Here is a 17,623-nt window from a genome sequence, read left to right on the forward strand (position 1 = left end):
GTTGTTATTTAAATAGATTTTAAATCTTATTTTTACCGTTTGTTTGTGTGCGATATGGTGTAATTTTATATCGATTGATCATCTATATTTAAATGTGGGGAATTCAATGTGTTGTATGTTTATTAGCTAATGACACTGATTTTTCAATGAAGAATACGTTAACTATATTTGTCGAGTTATCTACATAAGCTTTCATTGTAACGGTATAAATATAGTTACTTCATGATGTAATAATTTATGGTTTATCCAGTAAATTTAGAAGTTAAAAGGCGTTTGTCCGTAATATAGGAGACGCCTTTTAGCTAACAGTATATATTAGAAATTAATTATTTTTGATCCATCCATACTTATAAAAAATTTTATCTGCATTCCCTGATTGCAGCCAAGTTGCGAAGTTATTAACTTCATCTGGAGCATTTTTTCTAACGGTAATATTCATATCTCTCCATATTGTATTGGATGGGGAAATATGAACGATATCACCTATGTCTGGATTACTGATAGCCCAATCTAGCCATGTGATCCAAGCATCTGCATTCGGGTTTGTTTCAAATTCTTTTCTAGCTGAGCCACTATTAGGAGCAAATGATATAATATTTTTACGAATATTTTTGACTGTATTTATATTCCCCGTTCTTCCTGCGATGTCTTCCCAAACACCAGTTCCTGACGTATTACTTCTACCTCCACCATCATTAACGATAATACCGATACCGTTCTGTGTTAAATCTTCAATTGATTGAATATTTTTAGGATTTCCTTTTTTAACGAGAATAATACTTTTTCGTAGATATAAAGGTGTTGTATCTTTTTCATTAAATTTTTCGTTATGATCTCTAATAATTGCAAGGGATGATTGTTCTGATGCACCAAAAATAATATCAGCATTTTTTTTTGCTATGTTATTCCAGCTTGCTTGTGGTCCGTAATTAACATTTACTTTTACTCAGGTTTGCTTTTGATATAACGAAGCTGCTTCCTTTAATGCAGTATGAGGACCACCTGGTCCATACATATTGACATCTGAATATGCTAAAGAGGAAGAGAAAAAACATAATAAAGTAATTACATTTTTAATTTTAAACATTAAATTCTCCAGTTCATTATTTGCCAGATAGTAAATGGAAATATAAATAATACCTATGCGATTAGTATAGGTTATTCTTGTGAACAATAATATTACAGAATAATTACATTTTTGTAAGGTTGACTGATAGTTATATAATGATAGGTGTTATCTGTACTACAGTAAAGCTCCGTCCATTAATACAGAGATAATATTAAGGCTAACCGAGTGAATGATATTTACCAACGTCAGCGCGTGATGAAAGATAAGCTTGAAGAATTGGATGAGCTTGATGACATTCGAAACTTTCTAGTGGGGAGTTATTCTTACTATGGATGTAAAAGCCACTGTAAAAAGCAGCTTTCCATCACATTAAATATTTAAGGGAAATATTAGCTCGTTAATCTATTGTATTTCTCATGAAGAGTTTCTGGAAATAATTCAGTATAAACACGCCACAAAGTAGTCAATGATTTATGACCCGTCACTTGAGCTACTTCTTCTATTGATAATCCAGCTTCGAAATACCTACTTGCCCCCTCTCTACGCAAGTCATGATATCTTAAATCTTTTATACCTAAAGCGTCTCTGACTTTGTGAACGCCCTTAGATACCGATTGAGAGTTATAAGGAAATACCCTGTCACTCACTTTATCTTGCCTTGTCAGTATTCCCCATGCTTCACCTAGTAAAGGAACGAGCATGTGGTTTCCCGATTTTTTTCGAGGATCCTTTCTATCTCTTACAATCACAGACTTATTAGTATAATCTACATCTGACCATAGAATCCTACACACTTCTCCTATTCTCATGCAAGATAACATTGAAAACGTGAAAATATCTCGGTAGGGTATTCGGCATTGTTTTTGATTTTCTCGTTTTTTCAATCCCTCCATTAACATCAATATTTCATCCTTTGTTGGGCGTCGACTTCTCACATTTGACTTGGCTATTAACCCCATTTGATTGAGGATTGGCTTAGAATCTCGACCTGGATTGTTTGTGTAATCTATATCAAATATAGATTTTGCGGAGTTCAATACTACCGTAAGATAGCTTACATCTTGGCTTACTGTATTGGGTCCTGTTCCTGATGCTCTTCTCAACTTACAATGCTCAATCACATCATTAACTGAAAGTTTGGCGAGTGAGATGTTTGCCAATGTGGATTTTAATAGTGAGGTGATAACGTATTTTTTTGTTGTGCCAGCTTTACCTCCGAGACCCGGTTCATCTAAGTACATTTGAATTAAATCACCTACAGTTATGGTTGAGGGAGTGCATATTTTTGGTAACCCTTTTTGTTCAATTTCTGCTACACGCCTCACTCCCCAAGATTTTGCAGCTGCAACTTTACTGAAAGTTTTATTTTCTCTATAAACATATTTCCCTCCTTCTTTTACGCCAACCGTACATCTGTATTTCATAGTTCCATCTGCTTTAGGGCGTTTTTCAATACTGTAATATGCCATTTTCACTCCAAATTTCAGGGGTGCTATAGGGGTGCTGACGTAAAAAAAATATACCAAAATGAACAAAAAAAAGTCAAAAAAAAGCTATTTATAAAAAATTAATTAAATGTATCTTATTGATATATCTTCTTTTTGTGTTTTTATGTGCACTAATTCTACCCACACTGAGTGGATGGAATAAAGATAAACCGTTAGGCTATCTTCCATAAGTGAAAAAAGGTGCTCAATTGAGCGCCTTTTTTATTTTTAGCTTTTTATACACTTTCAGACTTCGAGTATTTCTTTCCTCACGCTTTTCCCGTTGAATACCCAGACAAAAATAGATTAAAAAAACAAAATAGGTATTTCACAGCATGAAATCCAAAACGATAAGTTCAATGGTAGTCGGTGTCACTCTTCTCGTTTCGATAGCGCTTATTTCAGGAATGGTATTATCGATGAACGACGAGCCGTATCATGAAATCGACAGTAAGGGTGAAAAAGTCGGTTACAGTATTTACGTTATTTATCATGATAAAGTTTATGCGAGTGTACCGAGCAATGGCTTTTATCTGATGAAGGATGCCGATCCTGCGAGTTTTAAATTATTACCGGAAGGTACTTATTATGAGCACCAGTTTGCGATAGATAAAAATCATGCCTATTGTGGGAACTTGGCAATCCCTGCATTTAATCCTAACAGCGTAAAATCGCTGGGAAATAACTATTTTACGGATGGAAATCAGACCGTATATTGCTCAATGGGCTCAGTAAGGAATTATGAGCTTTCAACAATGGATGAATTATTTCAGTCTTGGTTATATGGTTGGGATTTAGGGGATAAACCGCAAACTTATATTTACCCGATGAAACCACTTCCTGCATCATCGACGCCATATCAATCATTATTGTCACGTTATTTGGCAACTGACGGACAGCGCATTTTTTATCAAGGGGAATATATGCCAGATGCGGATCCTGCGACCCTACAGGATATTGGCTCCCTTCAGGATGATGATTCCGTGAGGGATAGCCTTCATTTTTATCGGGATAATCTTAATGTCTATTATGACCAATATAAATTGCCAATAAAGAGTCATTCTGGTTTATACAGCTTGATATTGGACGGGTTATTTCAAGAAGGTTATTTGATTGATCCGCAATCTGGCAATGTGGCGATGAATGATATTTTATTTCCTGAGCAACACGCGCCTTATCAGCTAATAAGCCGTCATAGTCAGCATGTGAATCAAGCCCTGTTTTTGTCGAGAGATGGCGTATTTTTCTATCATAGAGAAAAAGAAATTATTGTTCGCGCGGGAGCGAATCCATTTATTGACGGTGAATTAAAAGAAATTGCACCTTTAGTGTTCACTCATAATAACCAAACGTATTATCTACAGGATTCCGAGATTTGGGGAACCAATAAAAATCCGGGGTTAATTTCACGGAGTACAAAAATATATCGTTTCAATGAAACGAATAACTCACCATGGGAAAAGGTGGGTGATTTAGATCATCGTAGATTTGGTCAGGTATGGAAAAAAGGGGATGAATATTATTATTTTGATAATTTAGGCTCCACTCAATTAATTCGATATACCATTTATCGAGTAGATAACCAGCGTACCGTGAACCGTTTATTGAATGAAAAGTTATTACCAAGAGATATTCGTGTCTTGATTGATAATGATGATTTACAGCCGATAAGAGGCACCGAAGTGGTTCATGCAATTACCAAGTATCGATAAGATTCGATATCTATACAGAAATTCTGATATTATCGATAGCCATTTTCGAAATCGTTATCGATAACTCACCTGCTCAGAATCGGTCATATGCATAAATTTCTCGCTTTATTATTACTTTTAGTCCTATTAGGACCTCTTGGGATAGATCTGTATTTACCGACTATTCCAGCTATCGCTAAAGATTTAGGGAGTAGCGAGTCTATAATCCAATCGACCATCGGATTATTTATTTTAGTCTTAGGGATTGGACAGCTAATTTCTGGACCATTAGTCGATAGATTTGGTCGTAAGCCTATCGCTATCATTGGGTTAGCTATTTATCTAGCTGGATCCATTGTGGCCGCATTCTCAACGACGGCAGGGTTATTTATTGCTTCTCGGCTGTTACAAGGAGTGGCTGTGTGCTGCACCTCTGTAGTGGCATTTAGTTGTGTCCGTGACCGTATGAATGGCACAGAAGCCGCGAGAGCATTTGGATTTTTAAATGGAACGCTGAATATTGTACCTGCATTGGCGCCATTGTTAGGGGGATTACTGGCGGAAGCATGGGGATGGCGAGCGCCATTTTGGTTCTTGGCGATTTATGCTGTAGCGATTTTCCTGCTAATTTTATTTTTTCTCCCAGAGACGCGTCCTGTCAGCTTAAAACAGGTCAAAAAGCTCCAGTTTAAGAGTTATTTTCGCATTCTGACGAGTGAGCATTTTTTGATTTTTGCATTGGTAAATGCCGGCGCAATGGGCATGGCACTGACGTATGTCTCTTTAGCTCCTAGCGTATTAATGGGGGATGCCCAATTAACACCACTTGAGTTCTCGATTGTTTTTGGCGTTAACGGTTTTTGGATCATGCTGGCAAGCTATATTGCGAACTATTGTATTCGCAAAATGGGACGTCCAGCCTGTTTATCAATCGGTAGTGTCATGATGGCACTTGGTTGCATCGGCTTATTATTCGGTTTGATGGTGCTTTCACCTGAAATGCAAACCCATTGGTTAGTGTATATGTTGCCGGTTGCCTGCGCGTGTACAGGGCTTGCCTTTATGATGGGTACGGCGACAAGCTATGCGTTAGAGCCATTTGGCAATGAAGCTGGGGCGGCATCAGCCCTCGTGGGATTTGTGCAAATGGCGGGTGGCGCTGTATTAGGGTTATGTGCAATTGCGTTACCGATAGCACCGAAATTGTCCCTTGCTCTAGTGATGCTAGCGGGATGTATTTTCGGATTAATTGCAAGAAAAACCAGTATAAAACGCGCTGCCATAATAGAGAAAATTGAGTAATCGATATGGTTAATAATCCATTATTAAAGCAGCCGAGGATCGGTTAGCGGTGATGTAGTGTGAACGCAATTACATCACCATAGAATGCGTTCTATGGTAATTAAATACTGATTTAAAGGTTATTTACCATGAAAAAGAAACATTGGTCGAAGACTCAGCTATTACATGAAGTTGTTCAAAACCCTAACATCCATATTAAAGGTCGGCACAGTTACTATAGTGACTGTTGGGATGACGGTTTCGAACAATCGGTGGTTCGTTATTTACAAGGCGATGAACAGAGCCGAGATTGGCAGTTAGCTTGGCATGTAGACCAATTATATATTGGCGATTATGTGTGTATTGGGGCGGAAACTGTGATTTTGATGGGCGGTAATCATACTCATCGATTGGATTGGTTCTGCCTGTATCCTTTTCTTGAGCATATTGAAGCGGCTTATGTTGGTAAAGGCGATACAATAATTGAAGATGGCGTTTGGATTGGCATGCGGGCATTTATTATGCCGGGAGTCAAAATAGGTGAGGGAGCGGTGATTGCGACCAATAGCGTCGTGACTAAAGATGTTCCGCCTTATACCATTGTGGGAGGGAACCCTGCGCAGCCTATTAAAACTCGTTTTTCTTCTGACGTGATAGAACAATTATTAGCGCTGAAGATATATGAATGGAGTGAAGATAAATTCGAGGCATTAAAAAGATTTATTTGCAGTTCGGGTTTCCTGGCATTAAAAGACGCTAGTGAACACTATGACCAAACTCAGTAATGGGTTATGGTGTTGAAACACCGGATTTTTCAATTATAGAGGGTTATCCGTGGATAACCCTTTTTCAGTTTAATTACCCATCATTTTGTGACTATATTAGTTTTTTTATTACCATAAAACGAGTGCGTTAATTAGGTAGCAAAGGTGTTATTTTATTTATGCTATATCAAGCTCATGATTTGTGCGAATAAACTCGACTAAAGTGGGTGACGCGATACGCTGGTAATCTTGGGTATTAAGAATAATTGAACGTTCTAAGCTTCCTGCATTAAAGGCGAGTTCATCAAAGCGCACAAACAGATAAGGGTCAGCAATAAGCTTTAACGAAGGATGGAAGCTAAAAGGAGGGATGGCACCAAAAACACAATGGGTAAGTTCATCAACCTCTTTTGGGCTCGCTAATGATGCGCGGGTTCCACCAATTGCTTTGGCAATTTTACTCAAGTCGGCTTGTTGATCCGCAGGTAGGATGGCTAAAACATGCTGACGTACGCCATTTCCTTTTACATGGCAGACTAACCCTTTGGCGCCTTGACCTAGCTGTGTGCCGCGGATTTTTGCCACTTCTTCAGATTTTCCCGCCGTTGGGTGCTCCATCACGCGATATTTTGCATTTTGGCTATTCAGTAATTGGGTTAACTGTGTAAAAACGTCATTGTCAGACACAATGAGCTCCTTCAAAAGTCCACATCAAATGAGGGGAATGATAGCAAGTTCAGAGAGAGAAACAATGACGAGAGAAGAAAGTAAGGGCAGCTATCATAAAATAGTTACCCTTAAGCCAGTTACTGATGGCGTTCTTTTAAACGCTTGATAATGGCGGTCAAATCGAGGTTTTGATCTTGCAATAGCACCATTAAGTGGTACATCAAATCGGCGGCTTCGTTGGTTAATTCTTCGCGGTCATTCACCGTGGCAGCGAGTGCGGTTTCAACGCCTTCTTCACCCACTTTTTGTGCAATACGCTTGGTGCCGCTAGCATACAGACGGGCAGTATATGAACTTTCTGGCGAGGCATTTTTACGCTCTTTTAGTAAGGTTTCTAATTCATATAAAAAGCCCCATTCGCTTTGAGCTGGTGCAAAGCAGCTGGTGGTACCGTTATGGCAGGTTGGGCCATCAGGCAGCGCCATGGCAAGCAAAGTATCGTTATCGCAGTCAGCGACAATATCGACTAAATTTAGGAAGTTGTTGGAAGTCTCACCTTTAGTCCACAAGCGCTGTTTGGTGCGAGAGAAAAAGGTGACTTTACGGCTCTCTAAAGTCACTTTCAGCGCTTCTTGGTTCATATAACCCAACATGAGAACATCACCAGAAATAGCGTGCTGAACGATGACGGGCATTAGGTTATCGACTTTTTGCCATGCAAGCTGATTACATTGTTCTGTGGTTAACATACTCTTATTTGAACTCCATTTTCTGCTAAGTACTGCTTTAAGTCACCGATGTTAATAATCTGCTTGTGGAACACCGAAGCGGCTAAAGCGCCATCGACGCCAGCGTCAGTAAAGGCGTCTAGGAAGTGGATTTTTTCCCCTGCACCGCCGGAGGCGATCAGTGGAACTTGGCACACTTCACGAACTTTTTTCAGTTGTACCAGATCGTAACCTTGTCGTACACCGTCTTGGTTCATCATATTGAGCACAATTTCTCCGGCGCCGCGCTGCTGAACTTCTTTCACCCAATCAAGGGTTTTCCAGCGAGTTTGGGTGGTGCGTTTTTCATCCCCTGTGAATTGATAAACTAAATATTCGTTTGTTTCTGCGTCAAACCATGTATCGATTCCAACCACGATGCACTGAACACCAAAGCGATCAGCCAAACGGCTAATTAGAGTTGGATCAGACAATGCAGGGGAGTTGATTGAAAGTTTGTCTGCGCCAAAAGAGAGGATCTGAGCAGCATCTTCCACGCTTTTAATTCCACCCGCCACGCAGAAGGGAATATCAATCACTTCGGCTACTTTGGCGACCCAGCTTTTATCAACAACACGACCATCTGAAGATGCAGTAATATCGTAAAAAACCAGTTCATCGGCCCCTTCTTGGGCATAACGTTGTGCAAGAGGAACGATATCACCAATGATTTCGTGGTTGCGAAATTGCACACCTTTAACGACTTGTCCGTCACGGACATCCAAACAAGGAATTATGCGTTTTGCCAACATTCAATTGCCTCCGTTACGGTAAACTTACCTTCTAATAATGCGCGTCCAACAATAACACCCGCAGCACCAGAGGCTGGCAAGGCGGCGATATCATCTAAATTACCAATTCCACCAGAGGCTTGAATTTCAATATCGGGAAATTTTTCGCTAATTTCACGGTACAAATTCACATTCGAGCCTGATAGGGTGCCATCTTTGGAGATATCGGTACAAAGAACATGTTTCAAGCCATAAGGGCGATATATTTCAATGGCTTGTTCAAGGGATAAATTGGAGTTTTCTTGCCAGCCGCTAATGGCAATTTCTTTGATGCCTTGCGCATTAATGCGCACATCTAATGCTAATACGATAGCGTCGCCACCATAACGTTGAAACCAAGTTTTCACGAGCTCAGGTTTGGTGACCGCAGTGGAACCAATGACAACACGAGTCGCTCCAGCATCGAGTAGTGCTTTGACATCATCCTCGGTACGAATACCACCGCCAACTTGGACAGGAACACTGACACCTGCCAGTAGTTTTTTCAGCAGAGGAATTTGGCGTTGTTGTGGGTCTTTTGCACCAGTTAAATCGACTAAGTGAAGTAACTTAGCGCCTTGTTTTTCATAGTCTTGTAAGCGTGGTAGTGGGTCTGTGCCATAATCAGTTTGTTTGGCGTAATCTCCTTGATGTAAACGCACCACAGTGCCATCAATTAAATCTAAAGCAGGTATGATCATGGTTTACATCTCCAAAAAGTTTTGGATCAAGCGAGCACCCGCGGCACCCGAACGTTCTGGGTGGAACTGCACGCCATAGAAATTATCTTTATTCACAGCACTACTAAACAGGTTGCCATATTGTGTTTGCGCGATGGTGTTGGCGGAAATAGGCATTGAATAGCTGTGCACAAAATAAAAATAGGCATCGTCGCTGATCCCTTTAAATAGGGGATTGCCCGCGAGTGCTTTCACTTGATTCCAACCACTGTGGGGGACCGGTAACCCGTTCGCATCCATTTTACGTACGGGGCTGTCAATTAACCCTAACAGTGGAATTTCTGTTTGACCTTCTTCGCTGATATTGCCCAGTAATTGCATACCTAAACAGATACCTAAAACAGGCTGAGTCAGTGCTTTAATTAAAGGGATAAGTTCACGCTCAGCGAGCTTTTCCATCGCAGCGCTGGCAGTGCCTACACCAGGTAAAAATACTTTGTCAGCTTGTAAAATGGTGTTGGTATCACGGCTGACGGTTGGTTCGTAGCCTAAGCGTTTAATGGCATAGGAGACAGAGGCTAAGTTTGCACAGCCCGTATCAAGGATTACAACCTTCATTACAGAACTCCTTTCGAACTTGGTAGGGTGTCCCCTTCAACACGAATTGCTTGGCGTAATGTACGACCAAACACTTTAAATAGGCTTTCTGCTTTGTGGTGATCGTTTTTTCCTTTGGTTTTTAGGTGCAATGTACAGCCCATTGCATAGGATAATGAACTAAAGAAGTGCTCAATCATCTCAGTGCTAAGGTCGCCAACGCGCTGATATTTAAACTCCGCTTTATATTCCAAGTGTGGTCGACCTGAAATGTCCAGCGCACAGCGTGCTTGACACTCGTCCATTGGCAGAACAAAACCGAAACGTGCAATTCCGCGTTTATCACCCAGAGCGACACGTAACGCCTCACCTAAGGCTAACCCCGTGTCTTCGACAGTGTGGTGGTCATCAATAAATAGGTCGCCATTAACCTCAATGCGTAAGCGGAAACCGCCATGGGTCGCGATTTGATCCAGCATATGATCAAAGAAGCCAACACCTGTGCTGATTTTGCTACCACCTTCTTGGTCTAACCACACCTCTACTTGGATATTGGTTTCTTTCGTGACGCGTTCAACTAGCGCGTAGCGGTTACGCTTAGTGAGTTGATTGGCGATAGCATTCCAATCAAGTTCGTTGGCGCTGTAACGTAGCCCTTTAATTCCCATATTTTGGGCAAGTTGTATGTCGGTTTCGCGGTCACCAATGACATAACTGTTTTCAATATCTAATACGCCGTCTTTCAGGTAATTTTCTACCAACTTAGTTTTTGGTTTACGGCATGCACAATTATCCGCAGGCAAATGTGGGCAAATTAACACATCATCAAAGCGGATACCTTGAGATTCAAATACTTGCATCATTAAATTGTGGGGCGGATCGAAATCTTCAGTCGGAAAGCTTGCTGTACCTAAGCCATCTTGATTAGTAATCATCACTAAGCGATAGTTGGCTTTTTGTAACGCTAAAAGGCTAGGAATAACATTGTTTTCAAAGGCTAATTTACTGAGACTATCCACTTGGAAATCTGTCGGTGGCTCGGTAATTAATGTTCCATCACGGTCGATAAAAAGAATTTTCTGGCTCATGACTATTTCCTAATTAGCAAAGTGCTTTGATAGCTTCAATAACACGGACATTTTCGATTTCAGTACCAATCGTGATGCGTAAGCAGTTGACCAGACCGGGTTGTTTGCTTTGATCGCGTAGGATAATGCCTTGATCCCACAGCGCTTTAAAAACTTTCGCGCCATCGGTAAAACGCACCAGAATATAGTTGGTTTCACTTGGGTAAACCGTTTCAACGAGCGGTAACTCACGCAGTGCTTCAGAAAGTGCAATGCGATTATCACGGATTTCCAATACACGCTTTTTCATGGTTGTGATGCCATCTGCATCTAATGCCTTCTCTGCAATGAGTGCGACAGGGGTCGAAAGAGGGTAAGGTGCAATGACTTTTAGCAAGACTTCAATCACTTCGGCGGATGCCAAGGTAAACCCACAGCGTAGCCCCGCCAAAGCAAAGGCTTTTGATAAGGTTCTTAAAATTACTAAATTCGGGTATTTCGCCAGCCAACTGACAACACTAAATTCAGGGCAGAATTCAATATAAGCTTCATCAACCACAACCAATGCCTGTCCAGCAGTCATCTCTAATACGTCGAGCAGGGCTTGATTATCGATGATATTGCCGGTCGGGTTATTCGGGCTGCAAATATAAATCAGTTTGGTATTGGATAAATTTTCACGGATAGCGGCAACATTTAATGACCAGTCAGGAAGTGTCAGAATTTTTTTCTGTTCTACACCAAACGTTTCTGCACTGACACTGTACATTCCGTAAGTAGGAGGGCAGAACATGACAGCGTCTTTACCAGGCTCGCAAAATGCGCGTATCAGTAATTCAATAGATTCGTCCGCCCCGCGACAAACTAAGACTTGCTCTGGGGATAATCCGGCGTAAGCTGCGTAATTATTGATGACACCCGCGGGTTGGGCTTCTGGATAACGGTTGAGGTTACGCTCAATAAATTGGTAATCCGGTGCTGTTGGGTATTCATTTGCGTTCAGCCACACATCGCCATTCCCGCCAAGACGGCGAGCTGACATATATGGGGTCATCACTTTTACATTTTCACGCGCAAGGCTGGCGGCATTAAACGTCTGGCTCATGTTTCACTCCTGATTTTGTTTTTTTAGTTCGGTGACACGTAGGGTAACGGCGTTTTTGTGAGCGGTAAGCTGTTCAGCTTGCGCTAATGTTTCTATGGTGTTTGCTAATCCTAACAATCCTTGAGCCGAGAGTTTTTGTACTGTCATTCTCTTCATAAAATCGGCTAAACCAAGGCTTGAATAGGTTGATGTATAACCATAAGTTGGCAATACGTGATTGGTGCCAGACGCATAATCTCCCGCCGATTCTGGGGACCAATCGCCAACAAATACGGAGCCTGCGCTGGTGATAGATTCCACGAGTTCGTCCGCATTGCGGGTTTGTAAAATCAAGTGTTCAGGTCCATAGCGGTTACTGATTTCCACGCATTGTTCGATAGAATCGGCGATAATGACGCGGCTTGCGCTAAGTGCTTCACGGGCAATGGATGCACGGAATAACACCGCAAGTTGCTTCTCTGTTTCTTCAATGACACGCTGAGCAAAATCAGCACTATCTGTCAGTAAAATCACTTGAGAATCAGGCCCATGCTCCGCTTGGGATAATAAGTCAGAGGCGGTAAACGCAGGGTTGGCTTGGCTGTCAGCAATCACTAATACTTCGGAAGGACCCGCAGGCATATCAATCGCTGCACCTTGATAGCTTTGACTAACTTGGCGTTTAGCTTCGGTGACATAGGCATTTCCCGGACCAAAAATTTTATCAACGCTAGGAATGCTTTTGGTACCAAATGCCATCGCGGCAATAGCTTGTGCTCCTCCAACTTGGAAGATATCTGTAATCCCACACAGCTTCGCAGCATATAAAATTTCATCTGCAATCGGCGGTGGTGAACAGAGAATAATCTTGCGGCAACCCGCAATATTCGCAGGGGTTCCTAGCATCATGACGGTAGACAGTAATGGTGCAGAACCGCCCGGGATATACAGCCCAACGGAATCAATCGGGCGGGTGACTTGTTGACAAACGACTCCCGCTTGGGTTTCAACGGTGATCGGCGTGGGTTTTTGAGCTTCGTGGAAGCGACGAATGTTACCAATCGCTGTATTCATTGCCGCTTTTATGTTATCGCCAAGGCGAGCTTGGGCTTCATCAACGGCTTCTTGTGAAACACGAACAGAGCTAATCTCTGTTTTATCAAAACGTTGGCTCAGAGCGATAAGCGCAGCATCGCCCCCAGTGCGCACTTGATCAATAATTTGGCTGACAGCGGCGCTAATGTTGCCAGAGGCGGCAATAGCAGGGCGCATCAGTAATATTTCTTGCTGTTCTTCAAGGCAGTCTGACCAGCGAATTGGTTGATTGAATCCCAGTTCCATGGCGATTTACTCCATCATTTTTTCAATTGGTAAAACAAGGATTGAACTTGCGCCCAAGGATTTCAGTTTTTCCATGGTTTCCCAGAATAGGGTTTCTGAACTGACCATGTGCATTGCAACGCGGCTTTGGTCGCCAGCTAATGGCAGAATTGTTGGTCGCTCAGCACCCGGTAACAGTGCGATGATTTCTTCGAGTTTTTCACCCGGAGCATGCAACATAATGTATTTTGATTCGCGGGCTTGGATAACGCCTTGAATACGCGTCATCATGCGGTCAATTAACTGTTGCTTATCGGCTGACATTTCGCCATCACGCTGGATTAAACAGGCTTTTGAGCGGTAGATGACTTCCACTTCTTTTAAGCCGTTTGCTTCAAGGGTTGCGCCTGTAGAAACGAGGTCACAAATGGCATCGGCTAAACCAGCGCGTGGCGCGACTTCTACAGAACCGTTCAGTAAGCAAGATTTAAATGTCACGCCTTTTTCATCAAAATAGCGTTTTAGTAGGTACGGGTAAGAGGTGGCGACACGGGAACCATTCAAGCATTCTGCCCCGGTATAATTGAAGTCTAATGGCGCAGCTAGAGAGAGGCGGCAGCCACCAAAATCAAGGCGACGTAAGGTGGTAAATTGCGGTTTTTCGCCACGCGCTTGGCGGCTTAATACTTCTTCTTCTAATACGTTTTCACCGATGATACCGAGGTCAACAACACCATCCATGACCAGCCCTGGAATATCGTCATCGCGCACACGAAGTAAATCAATAGGCATATTTTCTGCATAAGCAATCAATCGCTGCTGTTGTAAATTGATTTTAATGCCGCAGCGAGCAAGGAGCTCTCTTGATTCTTCGCTTAAACGTCCTGACTTTTGTATTGCGATACGTAAACGTGATTTGTCCAACATAATTCTACTCCACATCCCAAAAATATCTTTTTGATTAATAATAAAAAAACCCTCGGAAGATTATCTTCCGAGGGTTCTCTCAATTTGCATTTCAGCCACCGGAAGAGTCGTTGATCGTCTTCCAGCACACATCGCCCGAAAGACTAATCAGGATGATGGTGGTGATGATGGTTGCGTGAAATACAGGTCATAATAGCTTCCGTTTAGTTATTTGGATAATTGCTTAAACATTCAATACTAATCAAGCTATCCGATTTCATACTATGAATGCAACCCTTTTTTTCAAAATAACGCATAATAATTAGTTAGTGGTTTTTTATAGTGATTAATCTCTTGGAAAATAGCTTCGGAAGTTAAATGATTTTCAGCTAATCTATGGGCAATGATGTAATCACTTTCTCAGTAGCGGGACAGTAACATGAAAAAAATCACCATTATTGGTTTAGGTTGGTTAGGTGTACCTCTAGCAAATCGCTTGATGGCTCACGGAATGAATGTGGCAGGAACAAAAACGAGTATCGATGGTGTTGAAGCGGCTCGTGGGGTAGGTATTGATTGTTATCAATTGCAGTTAACCCCAGAATTACGCTGTGATGTCGATGATTTGGACCAGTTAATGGAAGGAACCGAGGTATTGGTGATTTTACTGCCGCCATCGAAAGTTAGCCTTTCAGGGTATATTGTGGCCATTGAGCAATTAGTGGACAGCGCAATAAGCTATCGGGTTCCTCGAGTTATTTTTACGTCATCCACATCTGTCTATGGTGAGGTTGAGGGGGTTATTACGGAAGATGCGCCTTTATTGGGTGAAACAGCCTCCGCTAAAGCGTTAATTGCTGTTGAACAGTGGCTTCATGGGTTACCGAATATTCGTGTAGATGTACTGCGACTAGCGGGTCTGGTCGGGGAGAATCGGCATGCAGGGAGATTCCTTGCAGGAAAAGAGCAAGTCAAGGGCGCTAATCAGCCAGTTAATATGGTGCATCAAGACGATGTTATTGCAGCGATTTTGTTATTAATTCAGCGATCAGAAGGTGGGCATGTTTATAATTTATGTGCGCCCGAGCACCCAACTCGCCAGCAGTTTTATACTGAAGCCGCTGAGTCTCTGAATTTAACGCCGCCAAAGTTTGTGTTAGAAGAGGATGAAATGGCAGGTAAAACAATTGATGGACAACGAATTTGTCATGAGCTGGGTTATGAGTATCAATTCACGCATCCATTATATATGCCGATGAGCTAAGGCTAAGCCGTGGCGCTTATTTTGGCACCACGGTAAACGGTTATTTGATAGGTAACATGACAATTTCTTGGAAGGCTGGACGTTGGGTCAGTGTTTGATACCAACGTTCTAAATGAGGAAATGCAGGGCGTTCAGTAACAATCTCATGCCATGGGTAGAACAGTGGCGCAATAGCGATATCTGCAATTCCAAATTTATCCCCACTAAAATAGGCTTGAGTGCTAAGTGCCTCATCAGCAATTGCCAAAAGCTTTTCGATATTTTGATAAATGATTTTGGCTTGAACTGGGTCTCTGTCGGCCTCAGGGACACGAACAATTTTGTTCATCATTTGTTTGATATGATCAAACAGATTGGCGCCGCTCCAGTCCATCCATTTATCGGCAGCAGCTTTTTCTTGTAGATCAGCGGCTAACAATAGGTGAGAGTGATCATATTTTTCCGTAAGGTAACGTAAAATTGCATTGGATTCCCACAGGGTAAACCTTTCATCCTGTAAAGTTGGAATTGTGCTGTTTGGATTCATTTTTTTATATTCAGGTGTATCGACACCACCGAATGGTCCACCAACATCTTTTTGATTATAAGGAATATTCAGCTCTTTCAGGCACCACAGTACTTTTTTGACGTTTGAAGAGTTAGTACGTCCCCAGACAGTTAACATTGGAATCTCCCATATTATGTTTTTGACCGAATATTTAGATTTGACCTAACTAAGATAGATGAAATTGATGAATTGAGGAACTTTATTATTTACTCATTGCTGGTGGTCATTGTTGTCTATTTTGTTTAGGGTATAGAGAGTGTTTTAGTGAAGTAATATTTTGCAGTATCTCGATGAATTTGACTGCATTTTTGGTTTCTAGTGAACGCCTAATGATGGTTTTGATTGTGATGAATGATTTGAGTTGGAATAGTAAAGGAGTAACCAATGAATAAAAACACGTTGTCCTCGACCGTACGAGGGACTGGTATTGGATTAAGTCTATTCGTTGTGATGAGCGCGAGTGTTTATGCGGCTCAGACACCAGTTGCTCCACAAGTTGACGCAAAAGCGTTTGTATTGATGGATTATAACAGCGGCAAAATTTTAGCTTCCAGTAACCCTGATGAACGTTTAGACCCTGCGAGCTTGACCAAAATTATGACGAGCTATGTCGTTGGGCAGGCCGTGAAGGCGGGGAAAATTACACCGCAGGATATGGTGACCGTTAGTGAGGCTGCATGGGCGACGGGGAATCCGATTTTAAAAGGGTCATCCTTGATGTTTTTGAAGCCGAAGGATCGTGTTTCGGTATTAGATTTAAACAAAGGTGTGGTTATCCAATCTGGGAATGATGCCAGTATTGCCCTTGCTGAGCATGTTGCAGGAAGCCAAGAATCTTTTGTTGACTTGATGAATGGCTACGTTCAAAAAATTGGCTTAACAAATACGCATTTTAAAACAGTACACGGCTTAGATTCTGATGGGCAGTACAGTACTGCTAGAGATATGGCAGTATTAGCGCAAGCGCTGATCCGTGATGTACCTGATGAGTATGTACTACACAAAGAAAAAGAATTTACCTTCAATAATATCCGTCAGCCTAACCGCAACCGTTTATTGTGGAGCCAGAATCTCAAAGTCGATGGCGTGAAAACAGGGCATACTAGTGGGGCTGGTCATAATTTAGTGGCATCAGCAACGGATGGTCCTATGCGTCTAATTTCCGTGGTATTAGGGGCACCGAGTGACCGTGTTCGTTTTGCTGAAAGTGAAAAGCTACTCACTTGGGGTTTTCGATTTTTTGAAACGGTGACGCCAATTAAAGGTGATGCCGTACTACAAAAACAGCGTGTATGGTTTGGTGATATTTCAGAAGTGCCTTTAGGCGTGGAAAACGATGTAGCAGTGACGATTCCAAAAGGTCAGCTACAGAATTTAAAAGTGGATATCAAGCTGGATAATGATTCCCTAGAGGCGCCATTAGCGTTAAACCAGAAAGTCGGCACAATTAACTTTATTTTAAATGATGAAGTTATCGAGCAACACCCATTAGTCGCTAAGCAAGCGGTTGAAGAAGCGGGTTTCTTTGGGCGAATTTGGGATTATGTCATGAAGACGATTACGGGTTGGTGGAATGCAATTTTTGGATAAGAAGTAACTCGTTATTTAGCAAATCAATTAAGGCCTCATGAATGAGGCCTTTTTGTTTTAATATTAATTA

17 protein-coding genes, 1 pseudogene and 1 other annotated feature are annotated in these 17,623 nt (G+C 41.8%); of the genes and pseudogenes, 6 read left to right on the top strand and 12 right to left on the bottom strand.

What is annotated here, in order from left to right; all coding sequences use genetic code 11:
• Positions 1-322 precede the first annotated feature (322 nt).
• A pseudogene (locus PROVALCAL_RS03235) lies at positions 323-1,087 on the bottom strand (substrate-binding domain-containing protein).
• Between the two features lie 207 nt (positions 1,088-1,294).
• On the opposite strand from PROVALCAL_RS03235, the gene PROVALCAL_RS19695 reads away from it, so the two are divergent.
• Positions 1,295-1,450 carry a DUF4376 domain-containing protein gene (locus PROVALCAL_RS19695; protein WP_006657670.1) on the top strand — a complete coding sequence of 52 codons (156 nt, stop codon included), beginning with the start codon at positions 1,295-1,297 and terminating at the stop codon, positions 1,448-1,450.
• A gap of 8 nt (positions 1,451-1,458) precedes the next feature.
• On the opposite strand, the gene PROVALCAL_RS03240 is transcribed toward PROVALCAL_RS19695, so the two are convergent.
• Entirely contained in the window at positions 1,459-2,538 is a 1,080-nt protein-coding gene (locus PROVALCAL_RS03240) for a tyrosine-type recombinase/integrase (RefSeq protein ID WP_006657671.1), read from the bottom strand.
• Positions 2,539-2,891: 353 nt separating this feature from the next.
• On the opposite strand from PROVALCAL_RS03240, the gene PROVALCAL_RS03245 reads away from it, so the two are divergent.
• The 3 genes from PROVALCAL_RS03245 (at position 2,892) to PROVALCAL_RS03255 (ending at position 6,313) form a co-directional block, all read left to right on the top strand.
• Positions 2,892-4,268 (top strand): DKNYY domain-containing protein, encoded by a 1,377-nt coding sequence (locus tag PROVALCAL_RS03245; RefSeq protein ID WP_006657672.1) that lies wholly within the window; start codon positions 2,892-2,894, stop codon positions 4,266-4,268.
• Between the two features lie 87 nt (positions 4,269-4,355).
• Positions 4,356-5,549 carry a multidrug effflux MFS transporter gene (locus PROVALCAL_RS03250; RefSeq protein WP_006657673.1) on the top strand — a complete coding sequence of 398 codons (1,194 nt, stop codon included), beginning with the start codon at positions 4,356-4,358 and terminating at the stop codon, positions 5,547-5,549.
• Between the two features lie 128 nt (positions 5,550-5,677).
• A complete protein-coding gene (locus tag PROVALCAL_RS03255; RefSeq protein WP_006657674.1) occupies positions 5,678-6,313 on the top strand; it encodes a CatB-related O-acetyltransferase in 636 nt (211 codons plus the stop codon).
• 156 nt (positions 6,314-6,469) lie between these two features.
• On the opposite strand, the gene PROVALCAL_RS03260 is transcribed toward PROVALCAL_RS03255, so the two are convergent.
• The 9 genes from PROVALCAL_RS03260 to hisG all read right to left on the bottom strand — a co-directional run bounded on the left by PROVALCAL_RS03260 (position 6,470) and on the right by hisG (position 14,173).
• Entirely contained in the window at positions 6,470-6,910 is a 441-nt protein-coding gene (locus tag PROVALCAL_RS03260) for a YbaK/prolyl-tRNA synthetase associated domain-containing protein (protein ID WP_224063805.1), read from the bottom strand.
• Between the two features lie 188 nt (positions 6,911-7,098).
• On the bottom strand, positions 7,099-7,710 hold the full coding sequence (gene hisIE / locus PROVALCAL_RS03265; protein ID WP_006657677.1) for a bifunctional phosphoribosyl-AMP cyclohydrolase/phosphoribosyl-ATP diphosphatase HisIE: 612 nt from the start codon (positions 7,708-7,710) through the stop codon (positions 7,099-7,101).
• Entirely contained in the window at positions 7,704-8,480 is a 777-nt protein-coding gene (gene hisF / locus PROVALCAL_RS03270) for an imidazole glycerol phosphate synthase subunit HisF (protein ID WP_006657678.1), read from the bottom strand. The genes hisIE and hisF overlap by 7 nt, the downstream gene beginning before the upstream one ends.
• Positions 8,462-9,199: a 1-(5-phosphoribosyl)-5-[(5-phosphoribosylamino)methylideneamino]imidazole-4-carboxamide isomerase gene (hisA, locus tag PROVALCAL_RS03275; RefSeq protein ID WP_006657679.1), complete on the bottom strand. Its 738-nt coding sequence runs from the start codon at positions 9,197-9,199 to the stop codon at positions 8,462-8,464. The genes hisF and hisA overlap by 19 nt, the downstream gene beginning before the upstream one ends.
• Positions 9,200-9,202: 3 nt before the next feature.
• On the bottom strand, positions 9,203-9,796 hold the full coding sequence (gene hisH, locus PROVALCAL_RS03280; protein WP_006657680.1) for an imidazole glycerol phosphate synthase subunit HisH: 594 nt from the start codon (positions 9,794-9,796) through the stop codon (positions 9,203-9,205).
• Entirely contained in the window at positions 9,796-10,863 is a 1,068-nt protein-coding gene (gene hisB / locus PROVALCAL_RS03285) for a bifunctional histidinol-phosphatase/imidazoleglycerol-phosphate dehydratase HisB (protein ID WP_006657681.1), read from the bottom strand. The genes hisH and hisB overlap by 1 nt, the downstream gene beginning before the upstream one ends.
• A gap of 13 nt (positions 10,864-10,876) precedes the next feature.
• On the bottom strand, positions 10,877-11,947 hold the full coding sequence (gene hisC / locus PROVALCAL_RS03290; protein ID WP_006657682.1) for a histidinol-phosphate transaminase: 1,071 nt from the start codon (positions 11,945-11,947) through the stop codon (positions 10,877-10,879).
• A 3-nt stretch (positions 11,948-11,950) separates the two neighbouring features.
• On the bottom strand, positions 11,951-13,267 hold the full coding sequence (gene hisD / locus PROVALCAL_RS03295; protein WP_006657683.1) for a histidinol dehydrogenase: 1,317 nt from the start codon (positions 13,265-13,267) through the stop codon (positions 11,951-11,953).
• A gap of 6 nt (positions 13,268-13,273) precedes the next feature.
• Positions 13,274-14,173 (bottom strand): ATP phosphoribosyltransferase, encoded by a 900-nt coding sequence (gene hisG / locus PROVALCAL_RS03300; RefSeq protein WP_006662255.1) that lies wholly within the window; start codon positions 14,171-14,173, stop codon positions 13,274-13,276.
• Positions 14,174-14,213: 40 nt separating this feature from the next.
• Positions 14,214-14,341 (bottom strand) — a sequence feature (His leader region).
• A 250-nt stretch (positions 14,342-14,591) separates the two neighbouring features.
• On the opposite strand from hisG, the gene PROVALCAL_RS03305 reads away from it, so the two are divergent.
• A complete protein-coding gene (locus PROVALCAL_RS03305) occupies positions 14,592-15,416 on the top strand; it encodes an SDR family oxidoreductase (RefSeq protein ID WP_006657685.1) in 825 nt (274 codons plus the stop codon).
• Between the two features lie 40 nt (positions 15,417-15,456).
• Here PROVALCAL_RS03305 and PROVALCAL_RS03310 read toward each other — a convergent pair whose 3' ends face one another.
• On the bottom strand, positions 15,457-16,080 hold the full coding sequence (locus tag PROVALCAL_RS03310; RefSeq protein ID WP_006657686.1) for a glutathione S-transferase family protein: 624 nt from the start codon (positions 16,078-16,080) through the stop codon (positions 15,457-15,459).
• 267 nt (positions 16,081-16,347) lie between these two features.
• On the opposite strand from PROVALCAL_RS03310, the gene PROVALCAL_RS03315 reads away from it, so the two are divergent.
• Positions 16,348-17,553 carry a serine hydrolase gene (locus tag PROVALCAL_RS03315; RefSeq protein ID WP_006657687.1) on the top strand — a complete coding sequence of 402 codons (1,206 nt, stop codon included), beginning with the start codon at positions 16,348-16,350 and terminating at the stop codon, positions 17,551-17,553.
• Positions 17,554-17,623 lie beyond the last annotated feature (70 nt).

Origin of the sequence: Providencia alcalifaciens DSM 30120, assembly GCF_000173415.1 — a bacterium.
Taxonomy (GTDB): domain Bacteria; phylum Pseudomonadota; class Gammaproteobacteria; order Enterobacterales; family Enterobacteriaceae; genus Providencia; species Providencia alcalifaciens.